Consider the following 14,005-nt stretch of genomic DNA (forward strand, 5'->3'; position numbering starts at 1 on the left):
TTTGGAGACGGAATCAGGCGAGCAGGTGGCCGAGCAGCCGCTGCAGCGCATAGCGCAGCGTGGCCGCGCGGATGGCGGCGCGGTCGCCTGGGAAGTGCTGCATCTCGCTGTGGGTTTCGCCGCCCACGCACCAGGCAAACCACACGGTGCCCACGGGCTTGGCGTCGCTGCCGCCTGTGGGGCCTGCCACGCCGGTCACGGCCAGGCTGACATGGGCCTGGGAGTGGGTCAGCGCTCCGTCGGCCATGGCGCGGGCCACGGCCTCGCTCACGGCGCCCTCCTGCTCGATGAGCGCGGCGGGCACGCCCAGCATCTCGGTCTTGGCGGCGTTGGAGTAGGTGACAAAGCCGCGCTCAAACCAGTCGCTCGCGCCCGCGAGGTCGGTGCAGGCCGCCGCGATCATGCCGCCCGTGCAGCTTTCGGCGGTGGCCAGCAGGTGCCGGTGTTTGATCAGCTCCAGAGAAATCTGGGTCAAATTGGCCTCTAGCGCGGATGTATCAAGCGCTAGTAGCTCTGCATTTGATAGCGTTACGGTTGTCATCAAAACCTCCACACTGCAATGACCAGCAGGGTACAGAAGGCTGCCACAAAGTCGTCCCACAAGATACCCCAGCCGCCGCGCCAGCCAAAGCCCTTGAACAGGCTGTCGGCCCAGCCCACGGGGCCGGGCTTGGCGGCGTCAAAAAAGCGGAACAGCGCAAAGGCCACAAACTGCCCCCAGAACCCCATGGGCATGGCCAGCCACAGCACCAGCCAGAAGGCCACCACCTCGTCCCACACGATGCTGCCCGGATCGGCCACGGCCATGTGGCGCGCCGTGGTGGCGCAGGCCCACCAGCCCACCACGGTGCTGGCGGCAATCAGCCAGCCCATGTGTTGCGGCGACAGCCACTGCTGCAGCACCAGGTAGGCCAGCCAGGCCCACAGCGTGCCCACGGTGCCGGGCGCTTTGCGCGACAGCCCGGCGCCAAAGCCCAGTGCGATGAAGTGGGCCGGGTGGCCCAGCAGGAAGGCCACGGTGGGGCGGCGGGGGGCAGATGGGGCGTCTGAAGGCGAAAGTGGAGTCATGTCAGTGGTCGGCTGCGCCGCAGTCTATGCAACTGGCGCATGCAAGGCGAGTGCACCCATGGAACTGGCTCTGCCAGGCCACGGGGTGCGTCCCTCTCCCGCGCAGCGAGAGAGGGGTGAAGGCGCGAAGCGCCTCAGGGGGTGTTTCATCTTCTTTCCAGCAGCTCGATGTCCTTGGGGTAGCGGACGGTGTGCTCTGCACTGAACTGCGCCGTGGCCCCTGCGGCCACAGGCTGCTGCCAGGCAATGGTGCCCGCAGAGCGGTTCCAGGCCAGGTCGGTGGGCTGCGGCTGGTAGCGCGACTCCACCTCGATCTTCTCGTTGCGCGACACCGGCGCCGCATGCAGCACCTGCAGCGTGATGCCGGTCTTGTGGCGGTTTTCCACGCTGTAGGCGCGGCGTGTCTTGCGTTCCACGCGGGAGCCGACAAAACCGCTGCTGCCCGTCACGTCCTGCTCGGGCTCGGCCCGCACCGTTACCAGCTCATCGCGGCCAAATGACAGGCTGGTGCTGCCCGCCGGGGCGCCCGCGCTGGGCGCGCCAAAGTCGATGCGGCCATTGCCCACAAAAGCGCCGTCGCGGTACAGGCCTGCTGCGCCTGCCGGCCACACGCCGGGCGGCTGGGCAATCTGCGCGACCAGATAGGCCGCTTCTTCCATGGCCGGTGCCGTGCGCGTGAGCAATGTGGCGGGCGCCGTGTGGCTGCCCAGCGCCAGCGTCACCCGCTGGCCGCTCGATGGCACGGTGATGCGTTGGGGCACGGCGAACTCGGTGGCAAAACCTTTGTCGAGGGCGCTCACGTCAAACGTGGGCATGGCTTCCTCGGCGGCATTGCGGGACCGGGACAGCGGCGCCATGGCAGGCGCTGGCGCGGGCGCCATCGCCACGGCGGCTGCCTGTGCGCCCGCGCCTTGCGGCGGCGGCGCCACGTTCAGCCACCAGGGGCGCGGCAACTGGCCCTGGGTGGCGCGGCCCGGCTGGCCGGTGGAGAGTGTCAGCTGCACGCCGCTCCAGTCCTCGCCACTGTTCTGCGCCACCAGCGCCTGGCGCTCGATCAGCACCATGGCCTTGGTCGCGTCCAGCGTGGCGCGGTAGCTGGGTTGCCAGCCGGGGCCGCGCACCTGGTAGGACAGGCGCAACTCGGCCTCGCGCTCGGCGGCCAGGTTGATGGTGACCGACACCACCCGCGCGCGCTGGCTGGCCACGCGGTCGCGCTCGGCCACCAGGGGTTTGAGGGCCAGCTCCAGCGCCTCCTGCTTGCGCTGGAGCTGGTGCGCGCGCGCAAAGCTGTCCTGGCCCGACTTGCGCAGCACCTCGGCGGTGGCGGTGATCTGTGCAGGCGTTGGCGTGGCGGCACGGGGTGCGGTGTTGGCAGGCGCTGCCGCCTCCGGGCCCGCGCCGGCTTGGGCCACGCTGCGCAGATAGCCATCCACCAGCTGCAGGGCCGAGGCCTCGGCCTTCACCCCGGCGATCTGGTCCTCCAGCTCGCGGATGCGGCCGTCCAGCGGGCTCGCACAGCCCGCCGCCACATCGCGGTCTTCGGTGAGCACATTGAACTCGCCCACGCGCACGGCGGGGTCGGCATTGATCTGCAGGCTTTGCACATCGAGCGACGCGGGCAGGCAGGCCAGCGTGAGGCTGCGCGCGCCCGCAGCCACCTTGGCCACGCGCTCCACCGTGGCGCTGCCGGGGTAGACGGTGACGCGGGCGATGCGGGAGCTGTCCTGGGCGTGGACAGCGGGAGTGGCGCTGAACAGCAGCAGTGTTGCGAGAGTCGCGGGGAAGAACCGTATGGGAGAGGTGCAGTGGATCACGTAGCTCCTCGGCGCGTGAGGGATGGGGGCACCATGCTAGCAGCGATGCATACGGCGGGCGCGGCAGGTTTTGGGTCGCCAGCGGGTCATGCGATATTCGCCGCAGTGAACTTGACGCTACTGTTCGTGAAAGATGGAGGTGCCTTTGGCGATAGACACTGACCACAAAAGAAAAGAGCTGGAAATGCTTCCAGACTCTCCGAAGAAGTTGCAAGCGCTGGCGATGCTGGAGGACTCCAAACTTGCGGATCAGCGCTTGTACGACTCTTTGGACCAACTGGTCGAAAAGTTGGAACTCCTGCGGCCGACGCCACGAGAGCAGGTGCTTTACAGGCTCTTGCCCTGGCTGGCTGGAATGGCCGGAGTGTTCGCCCTTTATGTGGGGCTGGATGCCATCTGGAGCGGTGAGTACTGTTGGCGCAATCGTGGCGGCTCTACGGGTTGTGAGAGAGGCCTTCGTGCTCAACTGCAGGGGGCCAGCGTGGTGTGTGTTGGGCTCGCTTTGGTGGCGTTGCCAGTTCCATGGGGACGCTGGCGGCCCAAAGTCTTTTGGATTGTGGGAGCGGGGCTTGCTGTTTCGTTCATTGCCTACCTGGCTGAGCCCTTTTTTGATTGACGACAACCGTGTCCCTTGGGGGGCGGCCTGCTCGACTGGAACAGCGAGCCACTCTGGTCTTCTGAGCCCGGCTTTTTGTGTAGTGAGGCCGCCTCATTTCACCGGGTGAGCCGCCCTCTGGCTTTTCGCGCTCTTTCATCGTGAGCGGGCGGCCGCAGCCCTACTGCGTGTAGCGCGCGCCTACAACACCCCCGGCACCTCCGCCGCCAGAAAGTCATACACCGCGCGAATCCTGCGGCTGGTGCGGATCTCGCGGTGCACCGTGAGCCAGATGGGCAGCTCGGGCAGTGGCAGCTGCGGCAGCACGGCCACCACGTTGGCGTCGGTGCGGGCCATGTAGTGGCCCACAAACCCGATGCCCAGGCCTGCGCGCACCGCCTCCCAGTAGGCCATGAGGTCGTCGGTGCGAAACGCGAACTGCTCGCGCTCCACGGGGTAGCCCATGGCGGCAAAGCCTTGCACGATGTCCTCGTGCCGATCATTGCCCACCAGCTCGTGCTGCAGCAGGTCGGGCGGCTGCTGGGGCGTGCCCTTGCGGCGCAGGTAGTCGCGGTGGGCGTAGGCGCCCAGCGTCACGGCGCCAATGCGTTTGGCCACCAGGCTGGCCTGGTCGGGGCGCACCATGCGCAGGGCGATGTCGGCCTCGCGCCGCAGCAGGTTGGTGACTTGGTTGCTGGCCACCAGCTCCACCTGCACCTCGGGCAGCACCTGGCGCATGCGTGCCAGCACGGGGGGCAGCAGTACGCAGGCCACGGGCTGGCTGGCGGTGATACGTACCGTGCCGCTCACCTCCGCTTCGGCGCCCGACACGCTGCGCGCCAGCTGGTGCGCCCCGGCCTCCATGGCGCGGGCCGATTCGGCCAGCCGCAGCGCAGTGGCGGTGGGCAGCAGGCCGCGCCCCGTGCGCTCGAACAGCACCGCACCCAGCTGCGACTCCAGCTCGGCAATGTGGCGGCCGATGGTGGGCTGGCTGGCGTTGAGAACACGCGCCGCGCCCAGCAGGCTGCCCTGGTCCAGCGCGGCCAGGAAGGACTGCACCAGGCTCCAGTCAAAGGTGGTTTTCATAGCGATAGCGTGCCCGCAGCAGCAGGGTTTGAGGTATTCAAATCTGCATTGCAGGTATGAATGGTTAGGCAATTGTGTAACGGTGCGCGCGTTTCCACAATCACTCCATCCCTTCCGAACGGAGTGCCCCCATGACCTCTTTCCCCTTCCCCAACCCCGCGGCGCACAGCCCCCGCACCGTGCTGATCCTGGGTGCACGGGGCCGCCTGGGCCTGGCCGCCGCGCGTGCGTTTGCCCAGGCGGGCTGGCAGGTGCTGGCGCAGGTGCGGCCCGCTTCCCATGGCGCCGGTGGCACGGCCTTGCCCGCCATCCCCGGGGTGTGGTGGATGCCGGTGGCGGTCCATGAGACCGCCGCGCTGGCCGCCCAGGCCCAGGGGGCGCAGGTGGTGGTGCACGCGCTCAACCCGCCCTACACCGACCAGGCCTGGCGCACGCAGGCGCCTGCGCTGATGGAGGCCGCCATTGCTGTCACGCGCCAGCTGGGCGCCACGCTGATGCTGCCGGGCAACGTCTACAACTTTGGCGAAGCGATGCCCGCCGTGCTGCGCGAGGACACGCCCCAGGCAGCCACTGGCACCAAGGGCTGCCTGCGCGTGCAGCTGGAGCAGCGCCTGCACGCCGCCACGCAGGACGGCAGCCTGCGCGCCGTGGTGCTGCGTGCAGGCGACTTTTTTGGCAGCGGCGCGGGCGGCCTGCTTGACCAGGTCATCGCCAAGCGCCTGCCGCAGGGCCGCGTCACCCTGCCAGGCCCGGCCCACGTGGCCACGCCCTGGGCCTATCTACCCGACCTGGCCCGCACCTTTGTGCGCGTGGCCGAGCAACGCCAGCACCTTGCCGCGTTCGACACTTTGCACTTTGCGGGCCACCAGGCCACGGGCCAGCAATGGGTGCAGGCCCTGGCGGCGGTGGCGGCCACGCAGGGCTGGCTGCCGCCTGCGGGTGCGCTGCGTGTGAGCACCACGCCCTGGCCACTGCTGCAGCTGGCGGGGCTGCTGGTGCCCATGCTGCAGGCCGTTACTTCTATGCGCTACCTGTGGTGCACCCCGCACCGGCTGGACAACACCCGCCTCACCGCGCTGATTGGCGACGAGCCACACACCCCGTTCGACACCGCCGTGCGCCAGGCGCTGGCTGACCTGGGCTGGGCGCGTGCCGCATCTGCGCAGGTGGCCGCTGCCTGAGCTCTCCATCCACATCCCCTTACCTATACCCGGAGCACATCCATGAACCGACGCAACTTCATCCGCCTGGCCGGTGGTGGCACCATCGCCGCCGCCACCGTGGGCACGCTGGCCGCCTGCGGCGCGGTGGGCGCCCACTACCCCGCCGAAGCCGTGGAGGCCTGGCAAGGCCCCGTGGGCCACACCGAGGTGCGGCGCCGCGCCGTGGCCTATGCCATCACCGCGCCCAACCCGCACAACCTGCAGCCCTGGCTGGTGGACCTGCGCGAGGAGGGTGTCATCACCCTGCGCACCGACCGCGAGCGTGTGCTGCCCCAGACCGACCCGCTGGGCCGCCAGATCCTGATCGGCCATGGCGCCTTCCTGGAGCTGCTGGTGATGGCGCTCGCCCAGCAGGGCGTGGCCAGCCAGGTGCAGCTGTGGCCGCAGGGCGAGCTGCCCCCGGCGCTGAAGGACTGGGACGACCGCCCCGTGGCGCGCATCACCCTCCAACCCGGTGGCCAGCCCGACCCGCTGTTCGCCCAGGTGCTGCTGCGCCGCACACCCAAGACCGACTTTGACACCGCCCGCCCTGTGGCGCCCGAACAGCTGGCCCGCCTGCTGGCAAGCGCCCCCGCTTCCGCCCAGAGCCGGTTGCACATCGGCGGCACCGTGGCCGCTGACCAGCTGCCCGCATTGCGCACGCTGTGCTGGGAGTCCGCCCAGGTGGAGCTGCTCACGCCCCGCACCATGATGGAAAGCATCCACCTCACCCGCGTGGGCCCGGCGGAGATCCTGCAGCACCGCGATGGCATCTCCATCAACACCCCGTTTGTGCGCGCCGTGACCGCCTTGGGCATGTTCGACCGCACCCAGCCCCCGGCCGAAGGCAGCGCAGCCTACAAAAGTGCCATGGGCCGTTTTGAAGGCCACAGCCGTACGGCCATGGGGTTTGTGTGGATCACCGGCCCCAACACGCGCAGCGACCAGGTCCAGGCCGGGCGCGCCTATGTGCGCCTGCAGCTGCAGGCCACCGCGCTGGGCGTGGGCATGCACCCCATGAGCCAGGCCGTGCAGGAGTTTGCCGAGATGGCGCCGCACTACGAGCGTGTGCACCAGCTGGTGCTGGGCCAGCCCGCACCACGCACGCCACACGACGCCACGGTGCAGATGTTCTGCCGCATCGGCTACCCACGGACCGAGGCCCCCGCCACGCCGCGCAGGCCGCTGGCGAAGATGTTGTTGACCTGATAGGAGAGGCTGAGAGCCGTTCAAGACGGCGCGATCGAACGACTAGGGCAGCCGCTGGCGGCACAGGCTGACGAACTCCTGCGCGGCGCGCGACTGGGCTTGGCGTGGCTGGAAGGCCAGCAGTGCCCGAAAGTGGACCCCCCCGGTGGTGATGGGAATGCTGCGCAGGCCCAGGGGCGCATGTTCTGCGGCCACCAGCGGATTGGTGATGGCCAGGCCGGCGCCCGCCAGCACCAGGGCGCACTGCGTGGCGCTGTAGGGCGTTTCGATCACGAAGCGGGGTGTGATTCCGGCGTCGGAGAACGCCTGTTCCAGCCTGCGTTGCGCAGGGTCGGTGGCAGACAGGCCGATCAGCGGGGCATCGCGCAGGTCCGCCAGGTCCAGCACCGCCTTGCGGGCCAGGGGGTGGGTGGCGGGCAGGGCGCACACAGCAGGCAACTCGTAGAACGTGGAGGACACCAGGCCGCTGGTGTCCGCTTCGTCGCCGAGAAAGGCCAGGTCCACCGCGCCCTGGAACAGCGCTTCGCGCAGCACCTTGGAGCTGTCCACCATCAGCAGGCACCGCGTGCGGGGATAGCGCCGCTGGAACTCGGCCAGAACCCCCGGCATGATGCTTGCGGCCATCGCGTGCAGGCTGCCGATGCGCAGCACGGTGTCCTCATGCGACTGCAGCGCGACAATCTTGCGCTGCACGGCGCCCAGCCCTTCGTACACACGCTCGATTTCTTCCATCAGCGCATGGGCCTCGGGGGTGGGCACCAGGCGCCCTTTGGGCCGGTCGAAAAGCGTGAGCTGCGCGCGGCTTTCCAGTTGCTGCAGCAGCTGCGTGATGGCGGGCTGGCTCACGTGCAGTGCGGCCGCTGCGCGGTTGGCGGAGCCCAGTTGCATCACCGTGCGGAACACCTCGATCTGGCGGGTGCTCACTGCTTTGGCATCGTGCGCGGGCAGGCTCTTCATATAAGTTTTACTTAATTCAAATGGCTGCGGCATGGTACTGCGCCGCGCCTTGCCTGACTACGATGCAGGCATGAATTTCGATCATTCCTTCGGTGTGGAATCTTGGCGCACCCCGCCGTCCTCAGGGGGCAGAGTGGGCCAGAATGAGCGCCTCTTTGGCCTGCGCTGCATTGCCTGTGGCGCGCAGTACCCTGTGCAGGACATGCCGGCCGGATGCCCCGCGTGCGCAGCACGGGGCACGCCATCGAGCGTGGAGGCGGTCTACAGTGCGCTGCCGCGCAGGCTCGCTGCAAGCAGTTCTGGTTATAGATGGGGGGAATGGCTGCCGTACACCCACGGGGTGTCGCTGGGCGAGGGGAATACGCCGTGCCTGGGGCTGCCACGGCTGGCGCAGCGCCTGGGTATCCGGCAGCTCAGCGCCAAGAACGAGGGCATGAACCCCACGGGCTCGCACAAGGACCGCATGTCGGCCCAGGCCGTGACACGCGCCCTGGCGGTGGACGCCCACAAGGTGGTGCTCGCCTCCAGCGGCAACGCAGCGGTGTCTGCCGCTGCCTACTGCGCCGCAGCGGGCTTGCCTTGTGAGGTTGCCACCTACCGCGACATGCCCGCGCCTTTTGCCCGCGCGCTGGACCGGCTGGGCGCCCGCCGTGTGGCGTTTGACCACGGGCTGGACCGCTGGGCCCATGTGCGCAGGCAGGTAGAGGAAGAGGGCGCGTTTGCGCTCACCAACTTCAGCGTGCCGGCCGTGGGCAGCCCGGTTTTTGGGGTGGAAGGCTACCGCGCGGTGGCGCTGGAATGTATGGCCGAGGGCTGCGTGCCCGACCATGTGATCGTGCCCACGGCGCGCGGGGACCTGCTGTGGGGCATGTACAGCGCTTTGCGCGACCTGCTGGCCGCAGGCCTGATCGAACGCATGCCCCGCCTGTGGGCTGTGGAGCCCTTTGCGCGGCTGAGCCAGGTGCTGGCCGGTGCTCCGGCCCAGGCGGATTTCGGCGGTAGCACTGCACAGATCTCGATTGCGGGCAGCACCGTCACCTTGCAACAGCAGATCGCGGTGCAGCGGTCGGGTGGCGGCGCTGTGGTGGTGGGCGATGCCGATGCGGCGCGGGGTGTGGCCGAACTGGGCGCCCAGGGCCTGTGGGTGGAGCTGTGCGCAGGCGCCTGTGTGGGTGCCGCCGCGCAGTTGTGCCAGCACGGCCACATTGCCCCGCAAGACCATGTGCTGCTGCTGCTCACCGCCAAGGGCGACCGCGACGCCTGAGCCCTGTGGCGACACGCATTTCTCCACCAACCCTGTTCGTCTTTACCAAGGACTCCCGCCATGACCAATCTGCTTCGCCGTGCGCTGTTAGTCGCGTGCACCTGCCTTGTGGGCACCAGTGCCCTGGCTGCCTATCCCGACAAGCCGGTGCGGCTGATCGTGCCCTGGGCTCCGGGGGGCAGCACCGATGCCATCGCCCGTGCCATGGCACAGCGCATGGGCGAGTCGCTGGGGCAGAGCGTGGTGGTGGACAACCGCTCCGGCGCGTCCGGGCGCATTGGCACCGAAGCGGCCGCCAAGGCCGCACCCGACGGGTACACCATCGCCCTGGTCGAACTGCCCCATGCCATTGCCCCGGCCGTCACGGCCAAGCTGCCGTATGACCTGCTCAAGGACTTCACGCCCATCTCGCTGGTCGGAACCTCGCCGTTGCTTCTGTTCGTCAACGGCAGCAAATACAAGACGGGCGACATCAAGGGATTTTTGAAGGACGGGCGCACCAGCGCGGCCCCCATCACGCTGGCCCACAGCGGCAACGGCTCCATCAGCCACCTGTCCTCCGAATTGCTGGCGGGCGCCAGCGGGGTCAAGATCAACCCCATCCCCTACCGCGGTTCGGCCCCTGCGCTCACGGACGTGGCGGCAGAGCAGGTGGGCGGCCACTTTGCCACGCTGGCCAGCGGCAGCGCGCTTCTGGCGGCGGGCAAGATATCGGTGCTCATGACCACGGGCCCCGCGCGCCTGCCGGCCATGCCACAGGTGCCCACTGCGCGCGAGGCCGGCCTGGCGGGCATGCAGTTCAACCAGTGGTGGGCCCTGGTCGCGCCCGCCACCACGCCCATCGACGTGATCGAGCGGCTGCGCAAGGAAGCGATCGCCGCGCTGGAGCATCCCGCCACGCGCGAGCGGCTCACCGCGCTGGGCATTGACCTCAAGGGCTCCACGCGCGACGAGTTGCGAGCCTTCATGCGCGACGAGGTCCACCACTGGGGCGCGGTGGTGCGCAAGATCGGGCTGCAGCCGGAGTGATCCTCCGCCGCGCGGCCGGGCTCAGCGTGCCGGGGGAGGCACCAGGTACTCCCGCACCAGGGCCCGCGCGCGGTGCAGGCGGCTCTTGGCCGCCTCGCGCGTCACGCCCAGGCGTTCGCTCATCTCCTCAATGGTCAGCTCCTCGAAGTCGCGCAGCAGCAGCGCCTCGCGGTACAGCGGTGGCAGCGAGTCGATGGCCAGGGCCAGGTCGTGGCGCAGTTCGTGGTCGGGGCGGTGCGACCAGGCGAGGTTGTCCTCCACTTGCGCCAGCGGCTCGCCTTTGAGCCAGGCCAGCATGGGCCGCATGCACAGCCGCTGCACGATGCGCACCACCCAGCCGCCAAACGCCGCCACCTCGCGCAGCGCGCCCACGCGGCGGTAGACGATGATCATGGCCTCCTGCACCACGTCGTCCGTCGCGGTGGTGGCCGCGCAGTGGCGCAGGGCATAGCGGCGGATGTCGGGACGGGTCAGGCGCAGCAGCTGCTCCATCGCCACGGCATCACCGCTGCGCGCGGCGGGCAGCAGCTGGGCCACAGTGAGGGGTGGGGGCGTTGCTGTCATGGGGCGCCGCTCACTCGACAGGTTTGCGGCCCACCATGGCACAGGCGGGGCAGTAGCCAAAGGCGCCGCTCAGAATGCTGCCCACGCCCAAGGCGGCCAGCGCCAGGCCCAGGGGCGAGGCGGCCAGCCACCACAGGCCGGCGGCGATGAGGGCGACCCCGCCGACAACGCGCAGCAGGCTTTCGGGGCGGGTGATGTTCTTGCGGTACAGCATGGTGAAAAGCTCCTTGGTGGGGTGATGAAGGTGCCAGCACAGGGCGCCTTCCCCACCAAGAGCGACGGGTTTCGCAAAAGGATTCATGGTTCGCGAAAAAAAGTCGCTGCCCGTCACTGCTGCCCGTTAGCGGAAATGGTCGAACGAGGCGTAGCGGTGCTCCACCGCCTGCCCCCCCGCGTCCACCAGCTGCAGGCTGGGCTCGGCCAGCACCGTGCCGATGCGTGTGACGGGCGTGCCGCTGGCCTGCGACGCGGCAGCCACGGCACCGCGCCGGGCCGGGGGCGCGGTGAAGGCCAGCTCGTAGTCATCACCGCCCGCCAGGGTGCATTGGCGGATGAATTCGAGGCAAAAATGGCCGTTACCGCCCGATAGGTAAGCCTTTTCAGCTATCAAATTGGAAGTAATGTGGGTGTCGATGTGCGCACCCACGCCCGACGCCTTTAGGATGTGCGACAAGTCGCCCAGCAGGCCATCGCTCAGGTCCATGGCGCTGCTGGCAATGCCCCGCAGGGCCTGGCCCAGGGCCACGCGTGGGGTGGGGCGCTCCAGCCGCTGGCGCGCGCGGGCCAGCACCTCGGCGGGCAGGGGGGCGTGGCCCAGCAGTGCCTCCAGCGCCAGCCGCGCGTCGCCCAGCGTGCCGCTCACATAGAGGTCGTCGCCAGGCCGCGCGCCGCTGCGCAGCAGGGCCTGGCCGGTGGGTACTTCGCCGAACACGGTGATGCAGAGGTTGAGCGGGCCCTGTGTGGTGTCGCCGCCCACCAGCTCGCAGCCGTGGGCATCGGCCAGCGCCAGCAGCCCGCGCGAGAAGCCTGCGAGCCAGGCTTCGTCCACGCGGGGCAGGGACAAAGCCAGGGTGAACGCGAGCGGGCGCGCGCCACAGGCCGCCAGGTCTGACAGGTTCACGGCCAGCGCCTTGTGGCCCAGGGCCTCGGGGTCCACATCAGCAAAAAAATGGCGTCCCTCCACCAGCATGTCGCTGGAGACGGCAAGCTGCATGCCGGGCGCGGGCGCAAGCAGCGCGCAGTCGTCGCCCACGCCCAGGGCGGCGCGGCGCACGGGGCGGGTGAAGTAGCGGGCAATCAGGTCGAACTCACCCATGGCAGTGTTCGGCAATCAAATGGGGAAAACGGAGGGTCAAGGGCATCAGGCACGGCTTTCTTGCGGAGAAAACCACTGCGCCCAGTGGTCGATGCAGGCCTGGATCTTGGGCAGCCGGTGCCTGCGGGTGAGGGTGATGGCGTGGATGGGGCTGGGCTGCAGGTCCGCGAACGCAGCCAACACGGGCGCAAGCTGGCCCTGGCGCACGAGGGGATCGGCCACCACCGTGGCCAGGCGCGCAATGCCCAGGCCCTGCAGTGCCAGGCGCGCAGTGATGGCCGTACTGCCCGAGCGCCAGTGGCCGTCAGCCACCCGCACCTGGGGCTCGCCGTCGATCAGGAAGGGCCAGTGGTTCAGGAAGGCCACGGCGCTGTTGGTGATGAGCCGGTGCTGGCGCAGTTCGTCAGGGTGCTGGGGCACGCCATGGGCCTGCAGGTAGCCGGGTGTGGCATACAGCGCGCGGGCCAGCGTGCCCAGCGGGCGTGCCACCACGGTGTCGGTCAGCGGCGGGCCGGTGCGGATGGCGATATCGATGCCACCCTGCACCATGTCGGCCATGCGGTCGTCCACCAGCAGTTCCACGCGCAGTTGTGGGTGCTTGTGTTGCAGGCTCTCGAAGCTTGGAATCAGCAGGTGCTCGGCCACCACCGAGCTGGAGGCCACGCGCACCCAGCCGCTGGGCTGGCCACTTTGCTGGGCGAACTCGCCTTCCAGCTCGTCGAGCGTGCCGGTGATGCGGCGGCAGTAGTCCAGAAAGGTCTGCCCCTCGGTCGTCAGCGTGAGCCCGTGCGTGCTGCGGTGGACCAGCCGCGCGCCGCAGGATTGTTCGATGCGTGCCAGTGTGCGCGAGACCTGGCTCGCGGGCACGTCGCGCTCGCGCGCCACGGCCGACAGCGAGCCCAGATCGGCCACGCGGGCGAACAGGTGCATGTCTTCAAAGCGGATATCGCGCATCGGGCAATGGTAACGGCGGGGCTTTGCAATCCGTGCAAAGCCGTCTTGCACCACCAGCCGTTTCCGCGCCGCCCTGCACTGCCTACAGTGGCTCCATCCAGAAAGGAATGCCATGGACCCCCACCTGCACCCCGACGACTACCAGCGCCTGCGCGACGCAGCCAAGCGCGATGCCATGCAGTTGCGCCAGGAGGCGATTCGCGAAGCCCATGCCTGGGTGGCGCAGTGGCTCCTGCAAATGACCCGACGGGTTTTTCACTCCCTGCGGGCCCGGTCCGCACCCACAACCCCATTGACCCCGAAGGCCCCGACACCATGCCAACCCTCGTTCTGAAACTGGCTCCGCTGCAAAACCCCGAGCGCTACCGGCAGCTCGCCAGTGCGCTCACCGACCTCACGGTAGACCTGTTGGGCAAACGCCGCGAGGTGACGGCCGTGGTCATCGACGACCTGCCCAGCGCGCGCTGGCATATCGGTGGTGCGCCGGTGGCGCAGCCCACGGCCCTGCTGGAGATCAGCATCACGCAAGGCACGAACACGCAGGAAGAGAAGGCCGCCTTCATCCAGGCCGCGTTTGCCGAGCTGCAGCGCCAGCTGGCCGGTGACGGCACGCTGGCTGCGGCCAGCTACGTGGTAGTGCGGGAACTGCCCGCCAGCGACTGGGGCTACGGCGGGCGCACGCAGCAGGCGCGCAAGCTGGCGCTGGCGGCTTGACGCTCATACCGGTACGCGTTCAAAAATATCAATCCACTTACGCTGAGCTTGTCGAAGCGCCGCGCGAGGCTTCTTCAGGCTCAGTCCGAACGGTTCTGATGGGCCGAACGCGAATCCGTATCAGTTATCCATGATGCTGCGCGCCACCCGCAGCTGATGAAACCGGCGCGGCCCGAGCCAGCGCCCCCGTGCAAGGGCTGTCCCGCCGCACCGGGGGCGTCCCCCTCTCTCGCC

At 69.0% G+C, this 14,005-nt stretch carries 16 protein-coding genes; 7 read left to right on the top strand and 9 right to left on the bottom strand.

What is annotated here, in order from left to right:
• Nucleotides 1–13: 13 nt before the first annotated feature.
• From AC07Z7_RS01420 to AC07Z7_RS01430, 3 genes are all read right to left on the bottom strand, one after another.
• A complete protein-coding gene (locus AC07Z7_RS01420; protein ID WP_462387861.1) occupies nucleotides 14–541 on the bottom strand; it encodes a CinA family protein in 528 nt (175 codons plus the stop codon).
• The gene (locus AC07Z7_RS01425; protein WP_494765092.1) at nucleotides 541–1,068 is read right to left on the bottom strand and encodes a phosphatidylglycerophosphatase A family protein; all 528 of its coding nucleotides are present in this window, start codon (nucleotides 1,066–1,068) and stop codon (nucleotides 541–543) included. Before AC07Z7_RS01425 ends, AC07Z7_RS01420 begins: the two co-directional genes overlap by 1 nt.
• Nucleotides 1,069–1,214: 146 nt before the next feature.
• Nucleotides 1,215–2,882 carry a DUF4139 domain-containing protein gene (locus AC07Z7_RS01430; RefSeq protein WP_494765093.1) on the bottom strand — a complete coding sequence of 556 codons (1,668 nt, stop codon included), beginning with the start codon at nucleotides 2,880–2,882 and terminating at the stop codon, nucleotides 1,215–1,217.
• Between the two features lie 145 nt (nucleotides 2,883–3,027).
• Between AC07Z7_RS01430 and AC07Z7_RS01435 the strand changes: the two genes are divergently transcribed.
• Nucleotides 3,028–3,498 carry a hypothetical protein gene (locus AC07Z7_RS01435; protein WP_494765094.1) on the top strand — a complete coding sequence of 157 codons (471 nt, stop codon included), beginning with the start codon at nucleotides 3,028–3,030 and terminating at the stop codon, nucleotides 3,496–3,498.
• A gap of 180 nt (nucleotides 3,499–3,678) precedes the next feature.
• Here AC07Z7_RS01435 and AC07Z7_RS01440 read toward each other — a convergent pair whose 3' ends face one another.
• Nucleotides 3,679–4,563: a LysR family transcriptional regulator gene (locus AC07Z7_RS01440; RefSeq protein ID WP_494765095.1), complete on the bottom strand. Its 885-nt coding sequence runs from the start codon at nucleotides 4,561–4,563 to the stop codon at nucleotides 3,679–3,681.
• 131 nt (nucleotides 4,564–4,694) lie between these two features.
• Here AC07Z7_RS01440 and AC07Z7_RS01445 point away from each other — a divergent pair, with 131 nt between their 5' ends.
• Both AC07Z7_RS01445 and AC07Z7_RS01450 read left to right on the top strand, forming a co-directional pair.
• Nucleotides 4,695–5,744, top strand: a complete 1,050-nt coding sequence (locus AC07Z7_RS01445) for an NAD-dependent epimerase/dehydratase family protein (RefSeq protein WP_494765096.1) — start codon at nucleotides 4,695–4,697, stop codon at nucleotides 5,742–5,744.
• A gap of 42 nt (nucleotides 5,745–5,786) precedes the next feature.
• Nucleotides 5,787–6,974, top strand: a complete 1,188-nt coding sequence (locus tag AC07Z7_RS01450; RefSeq protein WP_494765097.1) for an Acg family FMN-binding oxidoreductase — start codon at nucleotides 5,787–5,789, stop codon at nucleotides 6,972–6,974.
• A 42-nt stretch (nucleotides 6,975–7,016) separates the two neighbouring features.
• Here the strand turns inward: AC07Z7_RS01450 and AC07Z7_RS01455 are convergent, their stop codons facing one another.
• A complete protein-coding gene (locus tag AC07Z7_RS01455; RefSeq protein WP_252660986.1) occupies nucleotides 7,017–7,931 on the bottom strand; it encodes a LysR family transcriptional regulator in 915 nt (304 codons plus the stop codon).
• Nucleotides 7,932–8,064: 133 nt separating this feature from the next.
• Between AC07Z7_RS01455 and AC07Z7_RS01460 the strand changes: the two genes are divergently transcribed.
• Nucleotides 8,065–9,195, top strand: coding sequence for a threonine synthase (locus AC07Z7_RS01460; protein ID WP_494765098.1), 1,131 nt, complete (start codon nucleotides 8,065–8,067; stop codon nucleotides 9,193–9,195).
• Nucleotides 9,196–9,255: 60 nt separating this feature from the next.
• Nucleotides 9,256–10,224: a tripartite tricarboxylate transporter substrate binding protein gene (locus AC07Z7_RS01465; RefSeq protein ID WP_494765099.1), complete on the top strand. Its 969-nt coding sequence runs from the start codon at nucleotides 9,256–9,258 to the stop codon at nucleotides 10,222–10,224.
• A 21-nt stretch (nucleotides 10,225–10,245) separates the two neighbouring features.
• Here the strand turns inward: AC07Z7_RS01465 and AC07Z7_RS01470 are convergent, their stop codons facing one another.
• The 4 genes from AC07Z7_RS01470 to AC07Z7_RS01485 all read right to left on the bottom strand — a co-directional run bounded on the left by AC07Z7_RS01470 (nucleotide 10,246) and on the right by AC07Z7_RS01485 (nucleotide 13,057).
• Nucleotides 10,246–10,788 carry an RNA polymerase sigma factor gene (locus AC07Z7_RS01470; protein WP_252660982.1) on the bottom strand — a complete coding sequence of 181 codons (543 nt, stop codon included), beginning with the start codon at nucleotides 10,786–10,788 and terminating at the stop codon, nucleotides 10,246–10,248.
• A gap of 10 nt (nucleotides 10,789–10,798) precedes the next feature.
• The gene (locus AC07Z7_RS01475; protein WP_494765100.1) at nucleotides 10,799–11,002 is read right to left on the bottom strand and encodes a YgaP family membrane protein; all 204 of its coding nucleotides are present in this window, start codon (nucleotides 11,000–11,002) and stop codon (nucleotides 10,799–10,801) included.
• A 126-nt stretch (nucleotides 11,003–11,128) separates the two neighbouring features.
• Nucleotides 11,129–12,103, bottom strand: a complete 975-nt coding sequence (gene thiL / locus AC07Z7_RS01480; RefSeq protein ID WP_494765101.1) for a thiamine-phosphate kinase — start codon at nucleotides 12,101–12,103, stop codon at nucleotides 11,129–11,131.
• Between the two features lie 45 nt (nucleotides 12,104–12,148).
• Complete coding sequence (locus AC07Z7_RS01485; protein WP_494765102.1) at nucleotides 12,149–13,057, bottom strand: LysR family transcriptional regulator; 909 nt, start codon at nucleotides 13,055–13,057, stop codon at nucleotides 12,149–12,151.
• A gap of 112 nt (nucleotides 13,058–13,169) precedes the next feature.
• Between AC07Z7_RS01485 and AC07Z7_RS01490 the strand changes: the two genes are divergently transcribed.
• Nucleotides 13,170–13,391, top strand: coding sequence for a hypothetical protein (locus AC07Z7_RS01490; RefSeq protein ID WP_494765103.1), 222 nt, complete (start codon nucleotides 13,170–13,172; stop codon nucleotides 13,389–13,391).
• Nucleotides 13,373–13,771 (top strand): tautomerase family protein, encoded by a 399-nt coding sequence (locus AC07Z7_RS01495; protein ID WP_494765104.1) that lies wholly within the window; start codon nucleotides 13,373–13,375, stop codon nucleotides 13,769–13,771. The genes AC07Z7_RS01490 and AC07Z7_RS01495 overlap by 19 nt, the downstream gene beginning before the upstream one ends.
• Nucleotides 13,772–14,005 lie beyond the last annotated feature (234 nt).

The sequence above is a fragment of the Acidovorax sp. GW101-11A03 genome (assembly GCF_059424825.1).